The organism is Micromonospora coriariae (assembly GCF_900091455.1).
GTDB lineage: Bacteria > Actinomycetota > Actinomycetes > Mycobacteriales > Micromonosporaceae > Micromonospora > Micromonospora coriariae.
On the sequence record NZ_LT607412.1, the window covers coordinates 1,988,334 to 2,010,998 of the forward strand.

The 22,665-nt window shown below is 72.8% G+C and carries 22 protein-coding genes, 1 tRNA gene and 1 pseudogene; 12 read left to right on the plus strand and 12 right to left on the minus strand.

Annotation, left to right across the window (positions count from 1 at the left end; all coding sequences use genetic code 11):
- Window positions 1-68: 68 nt before the first annotated feature.
- The gene (locus GA0070607_RS09190; protein ID WP_089017826.1) at window positions 69-1,316 is read left to right on the plus strand and encodes a hypothetical protein; all 1,248 of its coding nucleotides are present in this window, start codon (window positions 69-71) and stop codon (window positions 1,314-1,316) included.
- 60 nt (window positions 1,317-1,376) lie between these two features.
- On the opposite strand, the gene metG is transcribed toward GA0070607_RS09190, so the two are convergent.
- Window positions 1,377-3,179 carry a methionine--tRNA ligase gene (metG, locus tag GA0070607_RS09195; protein ID WP_089017827.1) on the minus strand — a complete coding sequence of 601 codons (1,803 nt, stop codon included), beginning with the start codon at window positions 3,177-3,179 and terminating at the stop codon, window positions 1,377-1,379.
- 158 nt (window positions 3,180-3,337) lie between these two features.
- Between metG and GA0070607_RS33255 the strand changes: the two genes are divergently transcribed.
- Window positions 3,338-4,513, plus strand: a complete 1,176-nt coding sequence (locus tag GA0070607_RS33255) for a hypothetical protein (protein WP_231930916.1) — start codon at window positions 3,338-3,340, stop codon at window positions 4,511-4,513.
- Window positions 4,514-4,588: 75 nt separating this feature from the next.
- Here GA0070607_RS33255 and rsmI read toward each other — a convergent pair whose 3' ends face one another.
- The gene (rsmI, locus tag GA0070607_RS09205) at window positions 4,589-5,428 is read right to left on the minus strand and encodes a 16S rRNA (cytidine(1402)-2'-O)-methyltransferase (protein ID WP_408630874.1); all 840 of its coding nucleotides are present in this window, start codon (window positions 5,426-5,428) and stop codon (window positions 4,589-4,591) included.
- Between the two features lie 93 nt (window positions 5,429-5,521).
- Between rsmI and GA0070607_RS09210 the strand changes: the two genes are divergently transcribed.
- From GA0070607_RS09210 to GA0070607_RS09220, 3 genes are all read left to right on the plus strand, one after another.
- Window positions 5,522-7,231, plus strand: coding sequence for a dolichyl-phosphate-mannose--protein mannosyltransferase (locus GA0070607_RS09210; protein WP_089017829.1), 1,710 nt, complete (start codon window positions 5,522-5,524; stop codon window positions 7,229-7,231).
- A 435-nt stretch (window positions 7,232-7,666) separates the two neighbouring features.
- Complete coding sequence (locus GA0070607_RS09215) at window positions 7,667-8,950, plus strand: VWA domain-containing protein (protein ID WP_089017830.1); 1,284 nt, start codon at window positions 7,667-7,669, stop codon at window positions 8,948-8,950.
- The gene (locus tag GA0070607_RS09220; RefSeq protein WP_089017831.1) at window positions 8,950-9,732 is read left to right on the plus strand and encodes a peptidase; all 783 of its coding nucleotides are present in this window, start codon (window positions 8,950-8,952) and stop codon (window positions 9,730-9,732) included. The genes GA0070607_RS09215 and GA0070607_RS09220 overlap by 1 nt, the downstream gene beginning before the upstream one ends.
- Window positions 9,733-9,782: 50 nt before the next feature.
- Here the strand turns inward: GA0070607_RS09220 and GA0070607_RS09225 are convergent, their stop codons facing one another.
- Window positions 9,783-10,052 carry a hypothetical protein gene (locus GA0070607_RS09225; RefSeq protein ID WP_089017832.1) on the minus strand — a complete coding sequence of 90 codons (270 nt, stop codon included), beginning with the start codon at window positions 10,050-10,052 and terminating at the stop codon, window positions 9,783-9,785.
- 206 nt (window positions 10,053-10,258) lie between these two features.
- On the opposite strand from GA0070607_RS09225, the gene GA0070607_RS09230 reads away from it, so the two are divergent.
- From GA0070607_RS09230 to GA0070607_RS09240, 3 genes are all read left to right on the plus strand, one after another.
- On the plus strand, window positions 10,259-10,915 hold the full coding sequence (locus tag GA0070607_RS09230; protein ID WP_089017833.1) for a 4'-phosphopantetheinyl transferase family protein: 657 nt from the start codon (window positions 10,259-10,261) through the stop codon (window positions 10,913-10,915).
- Window positions 10,916-11,117: 202 nt separating this feature from the next.
- Complete coding sequence (locus GA0070607_RS09235; protein ID WP_089017834.1) at window positions 11,118-12,041, plus strand: DUF4352 domain-containing protein; 924 nt, start codon at window positions 11,118-11,120, stop codon at window positions 12,039-12,041.
- A gap of 134 nt (window positions 12,042-12,175) precedes the next feature.
- Window positions 12,176-12,367, plus strand: a complete 192-nt coding sequence (locus tag GA0070607_RS09240) for a general stress protein CsbD (protein WP_089017835.1) — start codon at window positions 12,176-12,178, stop codon at window positions 12,365-12,367.
- Window positions 12,368-12,657: 290 nt separating this feature from the next.
- On the opposite strand, the gene GA0070607_RS09245 is transcribed toward GA0070607_RS09240, so the two are convergent.
- A complete protein-coding gene (locus GA0070607_RS09245) occupies window positions 12,658-13,743 on the minus strand; it encodes a Gfo/Idh/MocA family protein (RefSeq protein ID WP_089017836.1) in 1,086 nt (361 codons plus the stop codon).
- Window positions 13,744-13,850: 107 nt separating this feature from the next.
- Between GA0070607_RS09245 and GA0070607_RS09250 the strand changes: the two genes are divergently transcribed.
- The 3 genes from GA0070607_RS09250 to GA0070607_RS09260 all read left to right on the plus strand — a co-directional run bounded on the left by GA0070607_RS09250 (window position 13,851) and on the right by GA0070607_RS09260 (window position 15,965).
- Entirely contained in the window at window positions 13,851-14,618 is a 768-nt protein-coding gene (locus GA0070607_RS09250; protein ID WP_157743113.1) for a hypothetical protein, read from the plus strand.
- 73 nt (window positions 14,619-14,691) lie between these two features.
- On the plus strand, window positions 14,692-15,543 hold the full coding sequence (locus GA0070607_RS09255) for an LLM class flavin-dependent oxidoreductase (protein WP_089017838.1): 852 nt from the start codon (window positions 14,692-14,694) through the stop codon (window positions 15,541-15,543).
- Window positions 15,540-15,965: a nucleoside deaminase gene (locus GA0070607_RS09260; protein WP_089017839.1), complete on the plus strand. Its 426-nt coding sequence runs from the start codon at window positions 15,540-15,542 to the stop codon at window positions 15,963-15,965. Before GA0070607_RS09255 ends, GA0070607_RS09260 begins: the two co-directional genes overlap by 4 nt.
- A 164-nt stretch (window positions 15,966-16,129) precedes the next feature.
- Here the strand turns inward: GA0070607_RS09260 and GA0070607_RS09265 are convergent, their stop codons facing one another.
- The 3 genes from GA0070607_RS09265 to GA0070607_RS09275 are packed head-to-tail and all read right to left on the minus strand — an operon-like array spanning window position 16,130 to window position 17,839.
- Window positions 16,130-16,447, minus strand: coding sequence for a hypothetical protein (locus tag GA0070607_RS09265; RefSeq protein ID WP_089017840.1), 318 nt, complete (start codon window positions 16,445-16,447; stop codon window positions 16,130-16,132).
- Between the two features lie 31 nt (window positions 16,448-16,478).
- On the minus strand, window positions 16,479-16,979 hold the full coding sequence (locus GA0070607_RS09270) for an anthrone oxygenase family protein (protein WP_089017841.1): 501 nt from the start codon (window positions 16,977-16,979) through the stop codon (window positions 16,479-16,481).
- A 5-nt stretch (window positions 16,980-16,984) separates the two neighbouring features.
- Window positions 16,985-17,839, minus strand: coding sequence for an NAD(P)H-binding protein (locus tag GA0070607_RS09275; protein WP_089017842.1), 855 nt, complete (start codon window positions 17,837-17,839; stop codon window positions 16,985-16,987).
- A 96-nt stretch (window positions 17,840-17,935) separates the two neighbouring features.
- Between GA0070607_RS09275 and GA0070607_RS34270 the strand changes: the two are divergent.
- Window positions 17,936-18,031 (plus strand): annotated as a pseudogene (locus tag GA0070607_RS34270) (AraC family transcriptional regulator); the annotation flags it as partial.
- Between the two features lie 50 nt (window positions 18,032-18,081).
- Here GA0070607_RS34270 and GA0070607_RS09280 read toward each other — a convergent pair.
- The 5 genes from GA0070607_RS09280 to GA0070607_RS09300 all read right to left on the minus strand — a co-directional run bounded on the left by GA0070607_RS09280 (window position 18,082) and on the right by GA0070607_RS09300 (window position 22,658).
- Window positions 18,082-18,155, minus strand: a tRNA-Ala gene (locus tag GA0070607_RS09280).
- A gap of 431 nt (window positions 18,156-18,586) precedes the next feature.
- Window positions 18,587-19,369: a divisome protein SepX/GlpR gene (sepX, locus tag GA0070607_RS09285; RefSeq protein ID WP_172899007.1), complete on the minus strand. Its 783-nt coding sequence runs from the start codon at window positions 19,367-19,369 to the stop codon at window positions 18,587-18,589.
- Between the two features lie 218 nt (window positions 19,370-19,587).
- Complete coding sequence (locus GA0070607_RS09290; RefSeq protein ID WP_089021740.1) at window positions 19,588-20,238, minus strand: GNAT family N-acetyltransferase; 651 nt, start codon at window positions 20,236-20,238, stop codon at window positions 19,588-19,590.
- A gap of 147 nt (window positions 20,239-20,385) precedes the next feature.
- Window positions 20,386-21,699 (minus strand): molybdopterin molybdotransferase MoeA, encoded by a 1,314-nt coding sequence (locus GA0070607_RS09295; RefSeq protein WP_089017844.1) that lies wholly within the window; start codon window positions 21,697-21,699, stop codon window positions 20,386-20,388.
- A complete protein-coding gene (locus tag GA0070607_RS09300) occupies window positions 21,696-22,658 on the minus strand; it encodes a UTP--glucose-1-phosphate uridylyltransferase (protein WP_089017845.1) in 963 nt (320 codons plus the stop codon). The genes GA0070607_RS09295 and GA0070607_RS09300 overlap by 4 nt, the downstream gene beginning before the upstream one ends.
- Window positions 22,659-22,665: the final 7 nt, after the last annotated feature.

The window sequence follows — 22,665 nt, forward strand, 5'->3', positions numbered from 1 at the left end:
GAGTGCGCCACCGGGCCGACGCGACAGCGTGACGGCCCGCATCTCACCGAGCGGAGGGAGGTGACGGCATGAGCGTCACTCCCCGGGCCAGCGGCGCCGCCAGCGAACGCACCGGACTGCGCGTGGCGTTCGGCGGCGGCGTCTACCCGGCCGAGGAGATCGCCCGCGGCGCCGCGTACGAGCTGTTCAGCGCGGACGAGGTGCCCGGTTTCGAGTGGGCTCCCCGACCGGGCAGCGCCCTGCCGTGGCACCGGTTCGTGCACGTCACCGAGGTGACGGCGGTGCACGGGGCGGTGGAGCCGGCCGAGGAGCCGGACACGCCGCTGATGCTGCCGGCACACCGGGAGCGGGGGTGGGCACAGCTGCAGCAGCTCAGCCAGCAGCCGTCCGCGGCGGGTGACCCGATGCTGGCGGCGGCGCGTGCGTCGGCGGTGGTCCGGCGGGGCACCCGGATGGTGAAGGTGCTCTCCCCACGACAGCTCGCCGGGTACGTGCGGGGGTGGTTGCCACACGGCTTCTGCTACCGGGAGCACGACGTGGCACACCTGCGTACGCCGGCGGCGACCACTGTGCTGCGCACCGACGGCGAGGTCGGCCGGGACGGCCTGGATGTGGCGTACGCCCTGCGCTGGCGGGCCGCCGACGCGGGCGACTACGACGTGCCGGTCGGCGAGGCGCACCACGGCCTGACCGCGCTGGCTCCCCGGGACCGGCTGGGCCCGCCGGTCCTGGGTACGGGCTTCGTGCCGAGCAACGCCCAGCTCATTCCCGAGTTCGTCACCCGGGACTTCGCCGACCTGCCGATGCCCGCGAACGCCGCACTGCTCGCGTACCCGGCCGAGGGGGTGGAGGTGGTGCTCTACACCTACCAGGCCGAACAGCGCGGGTGGCTGCGGATGGTGGGCCCGCAGTGGCGGCACCTGTTGGCCGCGGTGCCGGGTCTCTCCCCGGACCAGGAGTACGTGCCGACCGGGGACGCGCCGCGCTCCACCCAGCTGGTCGGCGTGCACGGCGACGGCGAGTACGAGGCGGTGGCGGACCTGCCCGGCGGGTTCCGGGTGCTGGCGATGACCCGGGCGGCCCGCTACCCGGTGGAGGCGGTGGCCCGCCGGGTCAGGTTCGCCCGGTGGCGGGGCGTGCCCTGCCTGGTGCTGCGGGAGGAGGCCGGTTGGCTGCGGCTGAGGCTGCGCCAGCCGGATCCGGACACGGTGCTCACGACCGGCGCGCAGTGCCACGATCGTGGCGTCTACGAGACCTGGGCGCCGGGCGCCGAGGTGACCGACGATCAGGTGATGGACACCCGGTACGCGCTGTGACACCGGCGGCGGCCGGCGCCCGGGTGGGCGCCGTGCCGCCGCACGGCGACGCTCGTGCGCTCAGCCGGCCAGCCGGGCCAGCTCCTCGTCGACGATCGACGGGTCGAGCTTGCGGAACACCGGCTTCGGCGCGGCCAGCGGCCGGCCGGCTTCCACCGGCACCGACTCCCAGCGCGCGCCGACCGTGTAGTCCCCGGTCAGCACCGGGTACGCCGGCCCGCCGTCCAGGTCGTCGACCTGCTCGATGACGGGCATCGGCGCGTGCACGCCGGTGCCGCCGAGCAGCTCGTGCACCCGCTGCGCGGAGTGCGGCAGGAACGGGGTGAGCAGCGTGTTGGCGTCGCTGACCACCTGGAGCGCGACGTGCAGGATGGTGCCCATCCGAGGCTTGTCCGCCTCGTCCTTGAGCTTCCACGGCGCCTGCTCGGAGAGGTACTTGTTGGCCTCGGCGACCACCTTCATGGCCTCGCCGATCGCCTGCTTCTGCCGGTGCCGGCCGATCAGGTCACCGACCGTGGTGAAGCCGGCGCGGGCCACCGCGAGCAGCGCCTCGTCGGCCTCGGTGAGCCCGGCCGGGTCGACCGGCGGGATCGCGCCGAAGTTCTTCGCCGCCATCGAGACGCACCGGTTGACCAGGTTTCCCCAGCCGGCAACCAGCTCGTCGTTGTTGCGGCGGAGGAACTCCGCCCAGGTGAAGTCGGTGTCGTTGCTCTCCGGGCCGGCGGCGGCGATGAAGTACCGCAGCGCGTCGGCGTCGTAGCGCTCCAGGAAGTCCCGGACGTAGATGACCACCTTGCGGGACGAGGAGAACTTGCGCCCCTCCATGGTCAGGTACTCGCTGGAGACCACCTCGGTGGGCAGGTTGAGCTGGCCCAGCTCGCCCGGCTCACCGTCACGGGAGCCCTCGCCGGAGTATCCGGAGAGCAGCGCCGGCCAGATCACCGAGTGGAAGACGATGTTGTCCTTGCCCATGAAGTAGTAGGACCGGGCGTCCTTGCCCTCACCGTCGGCGGACCACCACTTCCGCCACGCCTCGGGATCGCCGGTGCGGCGGGCCCACTCGATCGAGGCGGACAGGTAGCCGATCACCGCGTCGAACCAGACGTAGATCCGCTTGTCCGGCCGGTCCCGCCAGCCGTCCAACGGAATCGGTACGCCCCACTCCAGGTCCCGGGTGATCGCCCGCGGCTGGAGGTCGTCGAGCAGGTTGCGGGAGAACCGCAGCACGTTGGGCCGCCACCCCTCCCGGGTGTCCAGCCACTGCCGCAGCACGTCGGCCAGCGCGGGCAGGTCCAGGAAGAAGTGCTCGGTCTCGACGAACTTCGGAGTCTCCCCGTTGATCCGCGACTTCGGGTCGATCAGGTCGATCGGGTCGAGCTGGTTGCCGCAGTTGTCGCACTGGTCGCCGCGGGCGCTGTCGTACCCGCAGATCGGGCAGGTGCCCTCGATGTACCGGTCGGGCAGGGTGCGCCCGGTCGACGGGGAGATCGCGCCCATGGTGGTCTTCGGGACGATGTAGCCGTTGCGGTACATCCCCTCGAACAGCTCCTGCACCACTGCGTAGTGGTTGCGGGTGGTGGTGCGGGTGAACAGGTCGTAGGAGAGCCCCAGGCCGTGCAGGTCCTCGACGATCACCCGGTTGTACCGGTCGGCCAGCTCGCGCGGGGTGACCCCGTCGGCGTCGGCCTGCACCTGAATGGGGGTGCCGTGCTCGTCGGTGCCCGAGACCATGAGCACGTCGTGGCCGGCCATCCGCATGTACCGGGCGAAGACGTCGGAGGGAACGCCGAAACCGGAAACGTGACCGATGTGGCGTGGGCCGTTGGCGTACGGCCAGGCCACTGCCGCGAGAACGTGACTCATGAGCAGCAAGCCTAGTGACCTCTCCGGGAGACCCGCGAACCAATGGGGGGTGCCGGGTCGGCGGACCGGGCCAGCCACCCCGCCCATTGGTCCGATTTGTCGCCGACACGCACTCAAGCTGCCCGGTCCGGCTCCGGTGCCGGTGTGCAATGAACGTCGTGACTGGCAGACGAGCGGCCCGGGACCACGATGACCGTCCCACCGGGCCGACGGTCGGCGACGACCCCAGCCCCGAGCCCGGCGGGGCGCGTGGCGGAACTGTCGCGCCCCAGCCCCGACCGGTGCCCGGCGCCGAACCGAGCCGTACTCCGGACGATTCCGCCCCCCGACCGGGCGTCACGGCGCAGACCGGCCCGAGCCCCCGACCGGGCGCCACCGCTCCACCGACCCCCGCCGCCAGCCGGCCGGGCAGGCAGCGGCCCACGCCGGCGGGGCGGGCGGCCACGCCGAAACCGGACGGCGCGGCGGCGACCACCGCGACTTCGGTCCCTCCCACGCCGGCCGCGCCGGCACCGGCCCCGGGTCGTCCCACGCCGGCGGACCCGTCGGGCGGCGGGGCACCGGCCGGCGGGGATCCCGCGCCGGCCGTCGAGCTGGAGCCGACCACCGGGGCGCCGGTGGACGCGGTGCCGCGCCGGGTGCCGGTCCGGCAGCACAGCCGCTGGCACCGGGGCGCCCGGCGGGCCGACGGCGACGCGCCGCCGGACGGTGACGACGGCACCTACTGGGCGCCGATCGAGCAGGTGCACTGGGACGGCACACCGGTCCGGGAAGATTCCGCACCGGAGCGGGACCGCGGCTCCGGCACAGCCCGGCGCCGCACTCCGGTCCGCACCACTCCACCCCCCGACCCGCTGCCCGGGCTCGCGGTGCTGGTGCTGCTGAGCCTGGTCGCGGCCTTCTTCGCCTGGGTCAGCGCCGGCCCGTTCTGGCTCGCGGTCGGGCATGCCCGGGTCGGCGCGGTGGTGATCGACGACTGCACCGGCGGTGGGCTCACCCAGCGCTGCCGGGGCATCTTCACGGCGGACGACGGTCGGTTCCTGGCACACGGGGTACGGGTCGGCGGCGTACCCGCCGGCCGGGACGTCCCCGGGACGGTGCTTCCGGCGCGGATGGCCGGCCCTGACGGCGGCACCGCGTACGTCGACAGCGGCGCGGCCCGGCACCTCCGCTGGCTGCCCGGCCTGCTGGTGGTGCTCGGGTGCGCCGCCGGTATCGCCCGGTGGACCGGAGCGACGCGGCTGCCCGGCCGGCGGAACCGCCGCTGGGCGGTCGCTGTCGCCGTCGCCGGCCCGGTGCTGATCACCCTCGGTTTCCTCGCCGCCGCGTGGTGACCCGTCCGCCCGGTGAGCTGCCGCCTGCTGGCCCGGCCACCGGGTGAACCGGACCGGCGCGCCGCGAAACGCGGGTCAGCTGTGCACGATTGTGTACACGTCACGGCGGCGCAGGGCGTACTCGGTGGCGACATCGGTGATGGCGTCGCGGCGGGACCGGCCGGCCGCCTCCCGCTCGGCGACCGCCGCGCGCAGGGTGTCGTCGTCGGGGCGTTCCGCGGCGGTCACCGGCGCCCCCGCCACCACCAGGGTGATCTCCCCGCGCGGATCACCCTCGGCGGCCCACCGGGCCAGCTCGCCGAGCGGACGGCGCAGGACCTCCTCGTAGGTCTTGGTCAGCTCCCGGCACAGCGCCGCCGGCCGGTCCGCGCCGAACGTCTCGGCCAGGTCGGCGAGTGCCGCGCCGATCCGGTGCGGTGCCTCGAAGAAAACCAGGGTGCGCTCCTCGGCGGCGAGGGCGCGCAGCCGGGATCGGCGGGCACCGGGGGTACGGGGCAGGAAGCCCTCGAAGCAGAACCGGTCGCAGGGCAACCCGGAGATCGCCAGGGCCGTGGTGACAGCGCTCGGCCCGGGCGCGACGCTGACCGGCGCCCCGACGTCCAGTGCGGCCCGGACGAGCCGGTAGCCGGGGTCGGAGACGCTCGGCATGCCGCCGTCGGTCACCAACGCCACCACGTACCCGCCGAGGATGACCTCGACCAGCTCGGGGGTACGCCGCTGCTCGTTGCCCTCGAAGTAGGAGACGATCCGGCCGCCGACGGTGATGTCGAGGTCACGGGCCAGCCGGGTGAGCCGGCGAGTGTCCTCGGCGGCCACCACGTCCGCGCTGGTCAGCACCTCCCGGAACCGGGCCGAGGCGTCGGCGGGGTTGCCGAGCGGGGCACCGAGCAGGATCAGGCGCCCAGCTTCGGACATTTCACCCACAGGATCGTCTCCTTCGTTGACAGCGGATACCGGTATCAGGGACGACGGGCGCCACCGGACACGTTGGCAGCCTACGATCGCCGGGTGACGAGTGCGTCGACAGCGCAGAGCCCGAGCGCCGATCCGGCAAAGATGGTCGAAGTGACGAGCGACCAGAGCCCTGACCAGGGGTCCGCGCCGCCCCGCACCGCAGGTGGCGCGGTGTCCGGCGTGGTCCGTCGACGGTTCGCCACCGTCGACACCCGGCTGGACCGCTTCTCGTGGCTGGCCACCGCCGTCGTGGTGGCCATCGCGGCGATCCTGCGCTTCGTCGGCCTGTCCAGCCCGAAGGGCAAGATCTTCGACGAGACGTACTACGCCAAGGACGCCTACGGGCTGATCAGCCGCGGCGTCGAGTGGAACTACAAGGACAACGCCCCGTCGTACGTGGTGCACCCGCCGCTGGGCAAGTGGCTGATCGGCATCGGCGAGTGGGCCTTCGGCTATCAGGACGTCGAGTCGAAGGTCTCCGTCCCCGGGCACCTGATGACCACCGCCCCGGAGTTCGGCTGGCGGTTCTCGGCGGCAGTGGTCGGCACGCTGTCGGTGCTGCTGCTGGTCCGCATCGGGCGGCGGATGTTCCGCTCGACGGTGCTGGGCTGCGCGGCAGGCCTGCTGCTCGCTCTGGACGGCTTCCACCTGGTGCTGTCCCGCGCGGCGCTGCTCGACATCTTCCTGCTCTTCTTCGTGCTGGCCGCGTTCGGCGCGCTGGTGCTGGACCGCGACGCCCGCCGCCGGCGCTGGGCGCGGGCGCTCGACGACGGGCTCGACCCTTCCCTGCCCGGCCGCGCCGGCCGACCGCCGACCGGCTGGCGCACCTGGCCGTGGTGGCGGCTCGCCGCCGGGGTGCTGCTCGGCTGCGCCTGCGCGGTGAAGTGGAGTGCGCTCTACTTCGTGCCGGCCTTCGCGCTGCTGGTGCTTCTCTGGGAGGTCGGCGTCCGCCGCTCGGCCGGGGTCCGCCGGCCCTGGCGGGACACAGTGCTCGACGAGCTGCCCTGGCTGGTGCTGGCCGGCGTGCTGATGGTGGGCACCTACCTGGCCACCTGGTCGGGCTGGCTGCTCAGCGACGACGGCTACTACCGGCTCGCGTCGTCCTATCCGAACGCCCCGCTCAGTGACGCCCCGGTGATCGGCCCGCTGATCAACCTCTTCGAGTACCACCGGGCGGCGTACGGCTTCCACACCGGGCTGGACGACGCGCACAAATACCAGTCGTGGCCATGGCAGTGGCTTCTGCTCGGCCGCCCGGTGGCGTTCCACTGGTCCGGCGAGGGCGCCTGTGGCGCGCCGTCCTGCGCCTCGGAGATCCTGCTGCTCGGCACCCCGCTGCTCTGGTGGTCGTTCCTGCCCGCCTTGGTGGCGCTGATCTGGCTCGGGGTGGCTCGCCGCGACTGGCGGGCCGGGGCGCTCCTGCTCAGCGTGGCGGCCGGGCTGCTGCCCTGGTTCGCGTTCGCCCTCGAGGGCCGGACGATGTTCTCGTTCTACGCCGCGCCGGCACTGCCCTTCCTGGTGCTGGCCGTCGTGTACGTGCTGGGTGCGCTGATCGCCCCGGCCGGGGGTGACGTCGGCGAGGTCGCGCCGCTGGTGCCCGGCGACCCGGGCTACGAACGCCGGTTGGTGGGCAGCGTCGCGGCCGGGGCGTACGTGCTGCTGGTGGCGCTCTGCTTCGCGTACTTCTATCCGATCTTCGTGGGCCGGCTGATTCCGTACTCGGACTGGCTGTCCCGAATGTGGCTGGACGGGCGCTGGATATAAGCATCGGCAGGCGACGCGCCGCTCAGCGCGACGGAAACGGGCCCGCACGCTTGCGCGTGCGGGCCCGTTCTACAAAGATGCGCGCCCCGATCGCCTGCCACGGGGGAAGCGGGCGATTGGGGCGCGCACGAGAAGCTTAACCACCGCGCACCACCGGCACAACGGGTCGACTTGGGTCAGATTTCCGACGGATGTGGGCAGGGCCGACGCCTCCCCTCCGGCCGTTGACCGTGGGTGACCCGGCGTGGACTCAGCGCCCTGAACGGGCAGGTCCGAGGCCGCGTGACCCGCTCGTCGCACCCCGCCCGGCACCCGCTGCCGGACCAGCGGCGCGTCTTCGCCGGGCGCCGCGGGCGGGAGCCGGACCCGCCGCTCGGCGGCCACCAACCACCACCCAAATGATCATCCAAAGTGGATCTAGCTACACTGCGGGCCGTGATCAACTTCAGACGATCGGCGGCCGTCCTTCTCGGACTGCTGGCGACCACCGCGCTGACCGGGCCGGTCCCGGCGGCGGCCGACGAGGAGCCGGTGGCCGAGCCGCCCCGGGTCGAGCTGGTGCTCGACGTCAGCGGCTCGATGCGCGCCGCGGACATCGACGGGCGCAGCCGAATCTCGGTCGCCCAGCAGGCGTTCAACGAGGTCGTGGACGCGCTACCCGCGGAGACCCAGCTCGGCATCCGGGTGCTCGGCGCGACCTACCGGGGCAAGGACAAGAAGGTCGGCTGCCAGGACACCCAGCAGATCGTGCCCGTCGGGCCGGTGGACCGGGCCCAGGCCAAGGCTGCGGTGGCGACGCTGCGACCGACCGGGTTCACGCCGGTCGGCCTCGCGCTGCGCTCCGCCGCGCAGGACCTGGGCACCGGGGCAACCACCCGACGGATCGTGCTGATCACCGACGGGGAGGACACCTGCGCTCCACCGAACCCGTGCGAGGTAGCCCGCGAGCTGGCCGCCCAGGGCACCAGCCTGGTGGTCGACACGCTCGGCCTGGCCCCCGACGAGAAGGTCCGCCGGCAACTGCTCTGCATCGCCGGCGCGACCGGCGGCACCTACACCGCGGCGCAGAGCGCCGAGGAGCTGACCGACCGGATCAAACAACTCGTCGAGCGCGCTGGTGACACGCACACCCGGGCCCCGACCGTGGTCGGCGGCGCGAACGCCTGCGACTCGGCGCCACTGCTGGCCCCCGGCGTCTACGCCGACCGGGAGGCGTTCTCCGAGCACCGGTACTACCGGGTGCCGGTGCGCCCCGGGCAGGAGCTGCGCGCGTCGGTGAGCATGGCCCTGGACCGACCGGTGAACCGGGACTACGGGGTGCTGCTGCGGGCCACCGCGGTGGACGGCCGGGAACTGGTCCGTGGCGCGGACGCCGGCAGCGGGCGCGCCGACGTGCTCTCCGCCGGGCTCCGCTGGTCGGCCAGCGCCGACGACAAGAACGCCGTCGAGGCCGAGGAGACCGCCACCGCGGCCATCGAGCCCACCACCGTCTGCCTGGTGGTGAGCAACTCCTTCGCCCCGCGCCCCGGCACGGCGGCGACGCCCGGTATGCCGGTCGAGCTGACCGTCGACGTGGTCGCCGCGGCGCCCGCGCCGGACGGGCCCGACCTCGGCCGAGGCTGGGCGCTGCTCGCCCTGCTCACCGTGGCCGGCCTGCTCACCGGACTGCTCGCCGGCCTGCTCACCCGCTGGTGGGTCGCCACCTGGAGGGAGAACTGATGCGTACCGCACTGTTCCGGTCGCTGGCGGCGGTCCTCGCCGCCGGCGGGTCCGCGCTGCTGCCCGCGGCAGCCGTCGCCGCCCCCACCCCCTCGCCGGGGGCCACGCCGGTGACCCGGGCCGGCACGTCGTTCCTGACCGCCACGCCGATCACCGCCGGGCAACCGGTGCGGGTGGACGCCTCGGTCGGTGACCACCTCTACTGGTCCTTCCCGGCAACGGCCGGGCAGGTGCAGGAGATCAGCGCCACCGTCACCTTCCCGAAGGCGCGCAGCGGTGCCTCCACCTGGACCGTCGACGTCTTCGACGGGTTGCGCCGGCGACAGGCGTGCACCGCCGGAGCGCAGACGCCGACTGTGGACGCGCGGGCGTCGAGCGTGGCGCTGGGCTGCACGTTGCGCGAGGTACGGCCCTGGGCAGAGCCGTGGTCGGCCGATCCGTTGCCCGGCGCGTACGTCATCCGGCTCTCCGTGGTGGACCTCCCGGAGCCGGACCTGGGCGCGCCGATCGACGTCGACCTGTTGGTCGGCACAGTCGCCGACCGGGGCGCATCGGCCGACGACGGCGAGCTGGCCGCGCCACTGGTGCTGAACACCAAGGCGGGCACTGTGCTCACCGCCGTACCGGCGGCCGACGCGGAGGCCGACGACGAGGGCGACTCGCCGGCGGACTGGCTGCCGGATCTCGGCTCGCGCTGGGTCTGGACCGGCATCGGCGGTGTGCTCGCCGCGGTGGCCGGCGTCGTCGGCTTCGCCCTGACCCGGCGACCCCGGCGCGGCTGAACGAGCCCGACCCCCGGTGGCCCCGCCCGGCGGCGGGGCCACCGGCGGGCTCAGCCGCGTCGCGAACCGCGCGGCAGCCAGCCGATGAACCGATCCTGGAGGGACATCACCGGGGCGGCGCGCAGGTCCTCCGCGGCGGCGGCGAGACAGGAGCCCAGGTAGACGCTGAGCATCGCCCGGTCACCCCCGTATTCGGCCAGCAGCCGGCTGCGCTTCGTCGCGCACGGCCACTCGTCGCCGCAGGAGCCGCAGCTCCAGCCGGGGGTTGTCGGCGCGTGATCGTCAGCCCGCCCCCCCGGCCGTTCCGCACCATCGGTCATCGCACGTCCTCTCCAATGTCCGTGGGGTGGCGATTGCCATGCCCCGGTCAACGGTGATGGTGGCCCCCGCTCCCATCAGTGCGAGCGCCGTGCGTCCCTCCGGTGTTACATCCTTCCGGTACGTTCTCCCCTCGTGGCAGTCGGAAAGTTGACGGTCGACCCGAAGTCGGCGCAGCGCGTCCCTATCTACCGACCGGTAGCCGGCGATGCGTGACCTGCTGCCCGCGACGGTGGCGGTAGCCGTCGCCGGCCCGGACGACTGGGTCGGGGAGCTGCTCGCCGCCGAGCAGGCCTGCCTGGGCGAGCGGGCGGTCCAGACCCGTCGGCGGGACTTCACCGCCGGGCGGATCTGCGCACGCCGGGCCATGGCCGGCCTCGGCCTGCCACCGGCCGCCGTGCCGGCCGCCGCCGACCGCGCGCCCGTCTGGCCGGCCGGGGTGGTCGGCAGCATCACCCACACCACCGGCTACTGCGCCGCCGCCGCCGCGCGCAGCACCGAGTTCCGGTCCGTCGGCATGGACGCGGAGCGGCACCGCGAGGTCAATGAAGGGGTACGCCGGCTCGTGCTGCTGCCCGAGGAGGAGGAGGCCTGCGCGCGGCTGCCCCGCGGCATCTCCTGGCCGGTCGTGCTGTTCAGCGCCAAGGAGACCGTCTACAAGGTCTGGTACCCGATCGTCGGAAGCTGGCTGGACTTCCACGACGCCCGGCTGGAGCTGGACCCGGACGCCGGCACGTTCACCGCCCGGATCGCGCCGGCCCGGGTGGACGCGGCGGCGGTCACCGACCCACCGGCCACGGTCAGCGGCCGATTCGTGGTCGCCGACGGGCTGGTTCGCACCGCCGCCGTTCTCCCGCTCCGCTGACGTCCGGACGCTCACCTCACCCCGTGCCGGCCTTTCCTGGTGCTCAGCTCGCCTTTGACGACCGTCCACGATGGTCCGTTGCCGCGCGCCGCGTCGGGCCCCTGGCGTGGGACGGGATCCGGCGCGGCGATCGTGGGATCGTCGACGCACGGTAGCGTCGGCGGGTTCGCGAACCGCACGTACCGAGGCGCCAAGGAGTACGGTGACCCACCCCCAGCCCCCCGTCGGGCCGCAGGACCCCCACCAGCCGAACCCGGAGCCGCCGACGCAGCCGTTCCCGGCGACGCCGCAACAGTCCGCCGCGGAGCCGACGGTCCCGCAGGCACCCGCGCCGCCCAACCCGTGGCCGGCAGTGGGGAACCCGCCGCAGGCGCCGTACGCCAGCCCGCCGTATCCGAGCGCGCCGGGCCAGGCCTGGCCGCAGCCGCCGTTCTCGGGCGGCGCGTACCCCGGGGCGGGTGGCGGCGCGTACCCGCCACCCGGCGGGCCGCTGACCATGCCGCCGCCCGTACCCGCCAAGAACTCCAAGAAGACGGTGGTGGTCATCGCTGTCACCGCGGCCGTGCTCACCCTGCTGTGCTGCGCCGGCGGCATCGTGGCGGTGGTCATCGGCGCGAACCATGCCGCCAACGACGTGACCGGCGCTCTCCCCACCCCGGGCGTGACGCGGGGCGTGGGGCAGCCGCCGAGCGGCGCTCCCTCGTCGGCCCCGCCCTCGACCGGCGATGACACCCGGAACATGTCGCCCGGGGACACCCTGGTCATCGACGGCGACGACGGCACCGTCGAGGTCACGGTGACGAAGTTCAGCACCTCCACCAAGCCCTGCAAGTCGTACGGCCTGAAGCCGGACGAGGGCATGTACGTGATCGCCGACGTAACTTTCACTGTCACCAGGGGCACCGGCTCGACGAACCCGCTCTACTTCCAGTGGGTCGCCGCCGACGGCACCGAGACCAACGCGATCGGTGGGGCCTTCTCGGGCTGCGGCAAGCCCATGCCCGCCGGCAACGACCTGACCGCCGGCACCAAGCGCACCGGCAGCGTCGTGTTCGACGTGCCCGACACCAAGGGCGCGCTGGAGTACCAGCACGAGTTCGAGACCGCCGGCTCCTGGAAGCCGTGACGCCCCGAGGCGGAGCCGGTTCACCCCTACCGGCTCCGCCTACCCATTCCTCGAAACCCCGCCCGGTGGTTTTCGCCAACGGAGGGCGGGGACGCGGGTCAGCAGAGGCATCCGCCGAGCGAGAGGGAGGCGACATGAGCGTCGAGAGGGCCAACGACCAGATCGAGCGCGTGGCCGGTCCGGCCAGGGCGGCGGTGGGCAACATGACCCAGGACGAGCGGTCGCAGGCGGATCAGGTGGCGCAGCGGGATGAAATCCGGGGCAACAAGCCCGGCGAGCACGTCCAGGAGGACGCCCGGGACGTTTCGGACGACTTCACCAGCTGACCCACCACGACGTGGCGCCCCCGGCCTACGCGTCGGGGGCGCGAAGGACGACGGTCAGCCGGAGGGCGGTCACGAACGCAACTGCTGCCGGCCTCATCGGCGAATCCGGTCCGCCCGAGGTCGTGGGAGACTGGCCGGCCCAGTCGCTCCACCGGCGACGGCCCACGGCCCCCAGCTCCGCCGGCCAACGACCCGGACGGCGTGTGCATCGGTGGCGTCATACCCGGCACGCTAGCCACTGTGAGTCAGGACCCGAACACGACCGGAGCACAGCTCGGTCTCGGCCACGGCTACCGTGCCCACGTCTCCTTGGCGGTGACGACCGGACGGCCGGTGCGTACCGACTCCTCGATGGCGAGGCTGATGAGGTGGTCCTGGCACGCCTCCGCCAGGGGATACGGCGCCGGGCCTTCCTCCCGTGCCCAGGCACCGGCGCGAGCCATGATGTCGGCCACCGCGATGTCGTCGTCGGACATTCCACTGCCGACGAACGGATTGCGGTAGACCACGCTGCCGTCGAAGCTGATGTGCTTCAGGTCGAGCCCTTCGAGGTTCAGGTCGACGCCGGTCTGCCGCCGCACCAGGGACGACTCCACCGGCGTGGTCGGGTCGACCAGGCGAACCACCCGATCGTCCACCAGTTCGCCGAGCGACCCCCGCACCACCAACCGGCGGGTACGCAGGGGATTCCACCACTGGTTGTCGGTGAAGTCGTACAGCCCCATCCGCCCGCCGAAGTCGATGGTGGCGAGGGTGGTGGAGAGCTGCTGCGGGGTGGCGTCACCACTCCAGCCGGCGGGTGACAACGGGTTGGCCAGCGGCGCGACGAACGCCCGCGCGTTGACCTCGACGACGTCGTACCCGACGCCGAGCAGACCACGGATCAGCGAGACCGCGTGGTACAGGTGCGTCGAGGAGATCTGGACGGAGGTCGGTTCACCGAGCACTCCGGCGCGGATCACCTCCAGCCGGGCCGCGTGCCCGGGCATCAGCAGGTACTGCTCGGCGACCTGCACCAGGCCGCTGTCTCCGACGTCGGACCAGAGGGACCGCAGACCCGCCAGGTCGGGCGCCGGCGGCGTCTCGGCCAGCACCGGCACCTTGGCCGCGACCAGGTCGCGGGTCACCTCGGGCGTCACCGACCAGGGCACCGACACGATGACGAAGTCCGGCCGCTCGTGGGCGAGCAGTTCGGCCGCCGTGCGAAAGGTCCGCACGCCCCACTCGGCCGCCACCGCCGCACCGCGCGATTCGGTACGCGTGACCACAGCTGTCGCCCGGAACCGCTCCGGTAGCAGGCGAGCCAGCCGGAGGAAGAACTCACCCCGCCAACCACTGCCGACGAGGCCGAACCGGGTCTGTGCCGTGGATGTCATGGGGGCTCCTCACGTCGACACCGGATGCTAGTCGCCGTGGACTCCGCCTCCCTTCGCTACCGTGGCCCGGAATCCCCGACAGAGACAGAAGACGGAGGATGTGGCTGATGCCTGCCGGTCCGCTTCGCGCCGCACCTGTGACGACGCTCGTCGAGGCGACCGAGCCGCGACCTCCGCTCGACTACTACCTCGTCCTGGCGAAGCCGGGCGACCGCGGCCCGGCCGCTGGCGTGGAGGGGATCGTCGTCGAGGAGTTCACCCGTCACGCCGACTTCTCGACGGCTGGGCTGGACAGCGCGGGCTGGACGCCTTCAGGTGACGGCTGGTGGAGTTCCGCTTCGTTCAGCCGGAGCATGCGCACCGATCGAGAGGCGCTGGCGCGGCTGGTTCCCTCCTCCCGCAGGGATGCCGACAGCGCCTACCGCCAGCTCGGCGGAGGGCAGCTGCCCTCCGAGGCGGTCCTGCGCACGTACTTCCGCGACCACCAACCGTTCGCTTCCGCTCCCCCGCTGCGGCTCGGCCCCGCACAGCCACCCACCGGATTCCACGAGCGGCGCGTCTACCGCGTCCTCTTCGCGAAGGATCTCCGCGCGGATCAGGTGGAGAGCCTCAGAACGCTCTGGCGGACAACAGGCGACGGGGCTCCTGCCGATCCGCGCTCACCAGGAGCGGTCGTCGCCGGTTGCCTGGACGAGGACGGCGACCGGTTCGCCTGGGACGTGCGCCGGGTTGGCAGCGGGCTCGCCTGGTGCCTCGACGTGACCGTCCTGTTGAGAACGAAGGCCTCCGGCACGTTGGGCTCGACGCTGCACAACCTGACGACCGTCATGAGGCAGCACGGCTTGATACCCGTGACGACCGAGCGGTTTTCCTGACCACCGGGATCGTCCGACCGGATCCGTCAACATGATGTTCACAAACCGGATTCGCGCTGACTAGCCTCGACGTGTGCAGATTGGCGTGAACGTACCGAACTTCGCTCCGGGCACCGACCCCGAGGTGCTGCGACAGTGGGCGCAGACGGTCGAGGGCCTCGGCTTCGACCTACTGATGGTCTCCGACCACATCGCGGTGACCCCGGACGTGGCCGAGCAGTACCCCGCCCCGTTCTACGAGCCGTTCACCACGCTGTCCTGGCTGGCCGGGGTGACCCGCCGCGTCCGGCTGGGCACCACCGTGCTCATCGTCCCGTACCGGCACCCGCTGCTCACCGCCCGGATGGCGGCGAACCTCAACCGGCTCAGCGGCGGCCGGCTCGTCCTCGGCGTCGGCGTCGGCTGGGCCCGGCAGGAGTTCGAGACGCTCGGCGTGCCGTACCGCCGGCGCGGCGCACTGACCGACGAGTACCTGGACGCGATGCGTGACGCTTGGCGCAATACCGCCGACTACGACACGGAAGCGATCCCGATCTGGGTCGGCGGCAACAGCGACGCCGGCATGCGCCGGGCGGTACGACTCGGAGACGCGTGGCACCCGCTACGGGTCACGCCCGGATGGCTGACGGAGGCGGCCGGGCGACTCAAGGCCATCGCCGACGAACTGCGTCGCCCGGTGCCCGCGTTGGCACCGCGCATCGCACTCCGCGAAACCCGTGAACCGGTCACCGCCCCGGACCGGCCCGCCGGGGTCGGCACCATCGAGCAGATCACCGGTGACATCGATCAGATTCGTCTGCTCGGCGCGGAGACTGTGGTGCTCGACCCGTTCAACGGCGACCTGACCGAGATCCGCCAGCCCGAACGCGCCTGGCGGACACTCGCGGCCGTGGCCGCGTACCAGAAAACCCAGGAGGACCGATGACGACCGACGACGAGAAGTTTCTCCGCCGCGCCGTAGACATTGCCAGTCAGGCCGGAGCCTCCGGCGAACGGCCGTTCGGCTCGTTACTTGTCGATGCGGACGGCACCATTCTGGCCGAGGACCACAACACCGTGGTCTCCGACTCGGACATCACGGCCCACCCGGAGCTGAAGCTGGCCCGCTGGGCGGCCCGGGAACTCGCCCCGGACGTGGCGGCCGGCACCACCATGTTCACCAGCTGCCAGCCGTGCCCGATGTGCGCGACCGCGATCGACCGGTCCGGTCTCGGCCGGGTGGTGTACGCCCTGTCCACCGAACAGTTCGAGGAGGTCAAGCCAGCCACCCCGCCACTGCCTCCGGTGCGGTACGAGGGCCCTGCGCTTTTCGACGAGGCCCGCCGGCCGATCGACGACCACTACTAGTGTTCGTCCGCTTCGCGCTGAATCCACACGGTCGAAAAGGAGTTAGTAGGTCACCGAAGGGCATGTGACGCGATGACTATGCCGCCGCCGTGAGAGCTGTCTGGTTCATGTGGGCAGGTTCGTTCCTCAGCCTCACCAACATCGCGGCCGGTTGGAGCTGGGCCTTAGCTGACGCCGATCTTCGTGTTGGAACCTCCGCCCCCGCAGGGCATCGACTGGAGCCAGGCGAGCGTGTTGTTGGGCGTACCGGCCGCGGTGACGGTCGCTTTGATGACGGCCACTATCCGTCGTTCACGCCGCGACACCCGACACTGAGGCCGACCGCTGTGGCCCGCCGGCCCCATCCCGACTTCACCGTCGAGCGGTACCGCGACCGGCTCGCCGCCCCGCACGAGCGGATCCAGTCCGACGGACCCTTCGTCGCGCACGCCCAGCGGATCCTGGTCGAGGCCGCAGGCCCGGTTGACCGATCCGCTGGGCATCGCCCGATCCGTGCGCCGCGGGGTGACGTGGTCACCGCTGGCTGCCCCAGAGGTAGACGCCGAATCCGGCAAGCAGCAGGCTTACCACGCTCGCCCCGGCGCGCACGGTGTTCCACCAGGTCCAGCGAGAGGTGTAGTCCGCCCAGATCCGCGCCGCCTCCGCCGGGTCGGTCGGCACACCGGTCGCGTCGAGCGCATCGTTCATCGGCACGTTGAGGGCCACCGTCGGGATGAACGCGCCCACCAGGTACGCGGCCCCGGCCAGGAAGAACAGCAGTGCCGCCGGACGGTGGCCGAGGATCAGCAGCAGTACGCCGGTGATCGCAGCCGCGATGATGGGACCGAAGAAGGTGACGAAGAAGAGGGGATTCTGGATCTTCTGGTTGATGCTCGTCATGGCTCGGATCGCGGTGCCGGCGTCGGTCGCGTTCAGACCGGGCATCACGGACACGGAGAAGGCGTAGTAGACCCCGGCGATCAGACCGGTCACCGCGAGGGTCACCGCCGCCGACCAGGCTGCCAGCGTGTTCATGACGATCAGCCCCGATCCGGTTGTTCGGTCGCCCAGACGCCGGTGGCGGCGGCGTCCCGCGCGTAGTCCGCGAAGTCCCTCGGCCGGCGGCCCAGAGCGCGTTGCACACCGTCGGTCAGGTGGGCGTTACGCCCGTCCAGAACCTTGCCGAACAGGTCGGTCAGGACGGCCACCAGCTCGGCGGGCACCTGGTAACGCGCCATTACCTCGGCGTACTCCTGTGGGGAGACCGACTGGTAGGTGATCGGTCGCCCGACCGCCTTGGCGATCTCGTCGGTCGCCTCGGCGAAGGTGAGCAGCCGGGGGCCGGTCAGTTCGTAGAGCTGACCCACGTGGCCCGCCTCGGTCAGCGCCGCGACCGCGATCTCGGCGATGTCGTCGGCGTCGACGAAGGGCTCCCCGACGTCGCCGGCTGGGAGCACGATCTCGTCGCCGCGCACCGAGTCCACCAGGAAATCCTCGCTGAAGTTCTGGCTGAACCAGCTCGCCCGCAGGATCGTCCATTCCGCGCCGGATCGCTGTACCACCTGCTCGCAGAGCTGAGCCGCCTCCTCGCCCCGGCCGGAGAGCAGGACGATCCGCTCGACGCCGCCGGCCACTGCCTGCTCGACGAACGCGCGGATCGTGGCGGGGGCGTCCGGTGCGGCCAGATCCGGGTAGTACACCAGGTACACCGACCCGACCCCTTCCAGCACGCCGGCCCAGGTGCTCTGGTCGGTCCAGTCGAACCGTGGCTCGCCGGAGCGGGAACCGACCCGTACCGGACGGCCGAGGGCGGTGAGGCGGTCCACCACGCGACGACCGGTCTTGCCGGTGCCGCCGAGGACCAGGATGGGCTGTTGGTGCACGTTCTCTCGCATGTCACCAGTCAAGCCGGACGGGCCCCGATCGGGAATGAGTGAGACGCTCGGCTCCATGTCCGGGCGTCTCACCAGGGTTCTTCCAGCCTGCGGTGTGTGGACGCACTGGCGGGGCTGTTGGACGGGCCGAGAGCGCGGGGCGCGTTCCTGCGACGATCGATGTTCGACCCGCCGTGGTCGGTATGCTGTAAAACATCGAAAAAGGCCGTCTCCCACGATGGGAAACGGCCTTTGACCTGGGGTGGAGCTGAGGGGATTTGAACCCCTGACCCCCTCGATGCGAACGAGGTGCGCTACCAGTCTGCGCCACAGCCCCTCCGCCGGCGAACCGGCTTCGGTCCCACCCGGCTTACACCGGGCGGGCCGGCAGCAAGGCTAACAGGTCGGCGGCCCCGACCGCGAATCCGCCCCCGGCGCGGCGCTCATCCCACCGAAAGATCCACTCGACATCGCGGAAGTCGGGGCATCCGGGGCGTCGCGACACCCCCACCTCCAGCAACCCGAGTCGATCACGCGCAAGCGCTCACTCTGTATCGCCGATGTGGGGGCATCACCGCGGGCGGATACCCCCACATCGGCGACGTGGAGTCGATCATGCGCCGGCACCGCGCCCGTCGCAGCGGACGGGCCCGATCACGCGCCGGCACCGCGCTCGTCGCGGCGGGCGGGCACGCGCCGGCACCCCGCCCGCCGCAGCGGGCCGCCGATCACGCGCCGGCAGCGCCACGTCGGAGCGCGGCGGGCTGGTCAGGCGCCGCGACCGGCCTCGTAGGGGCGTCCGCGCAGCCCACCCGACCGCCGGTAGGAGACCGACCCGCCGTTGACCGCGGCCGGCAGGTCCCCCGAGCGGTCCAGGCCCATCGCGGCGCGGCGTACACCCTCGCGCTGGGCTGCCAGCCGGCGCTGCGCCTCCCGGCGGGCCGTGGCACGGCGAGCCTGCTCGCGGCGCACCTCGGCCTGCCGGGTTGCCAGCCAGGCCGCCTCCCGGGCCCGCGCCCGGCGTCGCCGGCGGCCGGCCAGGGCCCGACCGCGCAGGTGGACGACGTATACGGCCAGCAGCATGAAGGTGACCGAGAAGCCGATCCAGAAACCGGGGCTGACGAACAGCACGCCGATCAACTCGACGACGTTGAGCAGCAGCAGGGCGGCGAGCACGCGGCGGCGCCGGTACACGGCCGGGGTGTGTTCCCGGCGGGACGGCGGGCGGCGGCGGGACCGCTTCGGTGCGGGCGGCACGGCGCGCAGTCGGCCGGAGCGGCGGCCCGCCGGGGGTGCGGAGACCGGCGCGGTCAACGCTCCGGTAGTCGCATCTTCACTGAGGGTGACAACAAGTGAGCGCGGCGGGTGCACGGGTCGCCGCCCCGGCACAGTGCGGCGCCGTCGGCGGCGCTGGAGCACCCGCGCCGTCGACTGCGCCCGCTCCGCCACCAGCCGCTCAGTGGCGTCGTACCGGCGGACCAGCGCCGGGGCCAGGGCGAGCAGGCCGGCGGCGGCGAGGACGGCGAGGAGCACCGAGGTCGGCACCCTCACCCCTCCCGTCACCGAATTCGGAGCAACCACCACCCGACCGCAGGATCTTCCACCGATCGCGCCTGGTTGCGTGGATCGTCCGGATGGGCAGTGCTTGCCAAAGCTTGCAGTTACTTGAGGTTACGGCGCACCGACCGGGATGCCGCCGCGCCGCGCCGATCCCGTGCGTGGGACGACTGCGACGCGGTCGGGAATTGCCGGGATTTCCCGACGGCCTCTCACCGCGCGCTGGCGCGAACCCGGTGCCATCGGGCCAGCAGGCCACCCTCGGCAGCGATTTCCTCACTGGTCATCGCGTATCCGATGTGGTCCCGCCACGCGCCGTCGATGTGCATGTAGCGCACGTGGTACGACTCCTCGCGGAAGCCCAGCTTCTCCACCACCCGCCGGGACGGCCGGTTCTCGGGGCGGATGTTGACCTCCACCCGGTGCAGCCCGCCCGGACCGAACGCGTGATCCACGGCAAGTGCGAGCGCGGTCGGCATCACACCCTGGCCGGCCACCCGGGCATCCACCCAGTAGCCGACGTACCCGGAGCACAACGCTCGCCGCACGATGCTGCCGATGTTGAGGTGCCCGACCAGCCGGTCGCGGTCGGCCTCGCGCAGGCAGACCGCGAACGGCATGCCCTCGCCCTCCCGGGCCGAACGCCGCTGGTCACGGTGCACCCAACGGAACGCGGCGGGCGAGTTCAGCTCGTCCCAGTCGCCGGCCAGCGACGACTCCCAGGGTGACAACCAGGCCCGGTTGGCCCGCCGCACCTCCGACCACGCCGCCGCGTCGGAGCGCCGGTAGGGCCGAAGCAGCACCGGGCCGTCGACCAGCACCGCCGGCCAGCCGGGCGCCCGCTCGGGGCCGAAGAGACTCACCCGCACAGTCTCCCGTGCGGGACCGTGCCGCGCGCAAGTGGACCCACCGCCCTCGGCGCAGGAGGCCTCATGATCGCCAGCCGGGGCGGCGGACCAGCGACCGGCCGGACGCACCGCCACACCTGCCAGAGGACGACCGGAACACCGTCACCGGCGACGGTCGAGCAGCAGGACGTCCACCGTGGAGCCGGCGGCGGCGGTGGTGACCCGCTCGCCGAGCACCAGCAGCCCGTTCGCCTCGGCCAGCCCGGAGAGGGTGAACGGCCCGCCGCTGAGCGGCTGCACCGTGTACCCGCCGCCGCGCCGCTCGGCGACGTGGGCGGGCCGGAACTCGCGCAGCCCGCCCGGTGACGACACGGTCTCCAGCAGGTGCGCCCGCACGCTGGGCCGGAACACCGGCTCGGCGCCGGCGAGCAGTTGGATGGCGGGGCGGGCCAGCACCTCGAAGCCGATCAGCGCGGCGCCGGGGTCGCCGGGCAGGCAGACCACCGGCACCTCCTCGGCGCCGACGGTGCCGAACCCGAGCGCTGTGCCGGGATAGAGCGCCACGTCGGTGAAGGTGACCGGCCCCGCCCGGCCGCCCTCCCGGCGGGACAGGATCCGGCGCACCATGTCCCCCGGACCGGTGCCGGTCCCCCCGGTGGTGATGATCAGGTCGGCGCGCAGGGTCTGGTCCTCCAGCAGCCCGCGCAGCCCCTCCGGGTCGTCGTCGCAGATGCCCACCCGGTACGCCAGCGCCCCCACCTCGGCCGCGGCGGCGGTCAGCGCGTGCGAGTTCGCGTCCACCACCTGCCCGGGCTGACTGCCCCGGCCCACGTCGACCAGCTCGTCGCCGGTTGCCACGATAACCACGCGTGGGCTGGGCCGGACCACCACGTGCCCGATGCCGGTGGCGGCGAAGACCGCGACCAGGGCCGGGGAGACGTACGTGCCGGCCCGGGCGAGCAGGGTGCCGGCGGGCAGCTCCTCACCGGCGCGGCGTACCCCGTACCCCCGCTTGGGGGTGCGGAAGATCTCCACCGCGGCCATGCCCTGGTCGGTCCACTCCACCGGGACGACCACGTCGGCGGCGACCGGCAGCGGCGCCCCGGCGGCCACCGAGAAGCACGAGCCCGGGGTGAGCCGGACGGGCCGCCAGCTCGCCGCGCCGAGGTCGCCGACCACGTTGAGTCGGATGGTCCGGCCGCCGGGCGTGCCGGAGGGGGCCGGGACGTAGCTGGGGCCCCGGCCCCCTCCGGAAATGTCCTCCCAGCGGGCCGCGTACCCGTCCACGGCCGCCTGGTCGAAGGCCGGGAAGGCGTGCGGCGCGACGACGTCCTCGGCGAGGACGTTGCCGTGCGCCTGGGTGAGGTCGAGGTCGAGTGGCGGCAGCGCTCGTAACCTGCGCAGCACGCTGCCCAGGTAGTCGGCGAGCGGCGTCAACTCGTTCGCGGCCGCCTCGGCGTCGGCCGTCGCGGTCATGTACCAGATCCGCCTGCCGCGTCGGCCTTGACGAAGTCGGCCAGCCAGGAGCGGAACTCGGCGCCCATGTCGTCGCGCTCGGCGGCGATCTGCACCACCGTCTGGAGGTAGCCCAGCGGCATCCCGGTGTCGTAGCGGGTGCCCCGGTAGACGATCGCGTGCACCGGCGTGCCCTCGGTGCGCAGCAGCTCCATCGCGTCGGTCAGCTGGATCTCACCGCCGCTGCCCGGCTTGGTCCGCCGGATCGCGTCGAAGATCGTCCCGGGCAGCACGTAGCGGCCCAGCACCGCGAGGTTGCTCGGCGCGTCCTCCGGCTGCGGCTTCTCCACCATGCCGGTCACCTTGACGATCTCGCCGATGTCGGTGAGCTCCGCCTCGGCCGGCTCGACGGAGGCGATGCCGTACCGCTTGGTGTCGGCCGGGTCGACCTCGAAGAACGCGAGCACCACACCACCGGTGCGGGCCTGCAGCTCCAGCATGGCCGGCAGCAGCGGCTCGGACGGCTTGACGAACTCGTCGCCGAGCAGCACCGCGAACGGCTGGTCGCCGACGTGCGCCTCGGCGTACCCGACGGCGTGGCCCAGCCCGAGCTGCTCCGGCTGCCGGACGGTGTAGATCTCGGCCAGGTCGCTGGGCCGGCGCACGGCGGCCAGCCGCTCGGCGTCGCCCTTCTCCTCCAGCCTGGTTTCCAGGTCGGGGCGACGGTCGAAGTGGTCCACCATCGACGTCTTACCCCGGCCGGTGATCAGTAACACGTCGCCGATGCCGGCCTGGGCGGCCTCCTCGACGATGTACTGCAACACCGGCCGGTCCACCACCGGCAGCAGTTCCTTGGGCACCGCCTTGGTGGCCGGCAGGAACCGGGTGGCCAGTCCGGCGGCCGGGATAACGGCCTTGACCGCCAGGGGACGGCCGGTTGCGGCGACCGTCGATGAGGGGTTCGCTGAGTGCTCCGACATGCCGCGA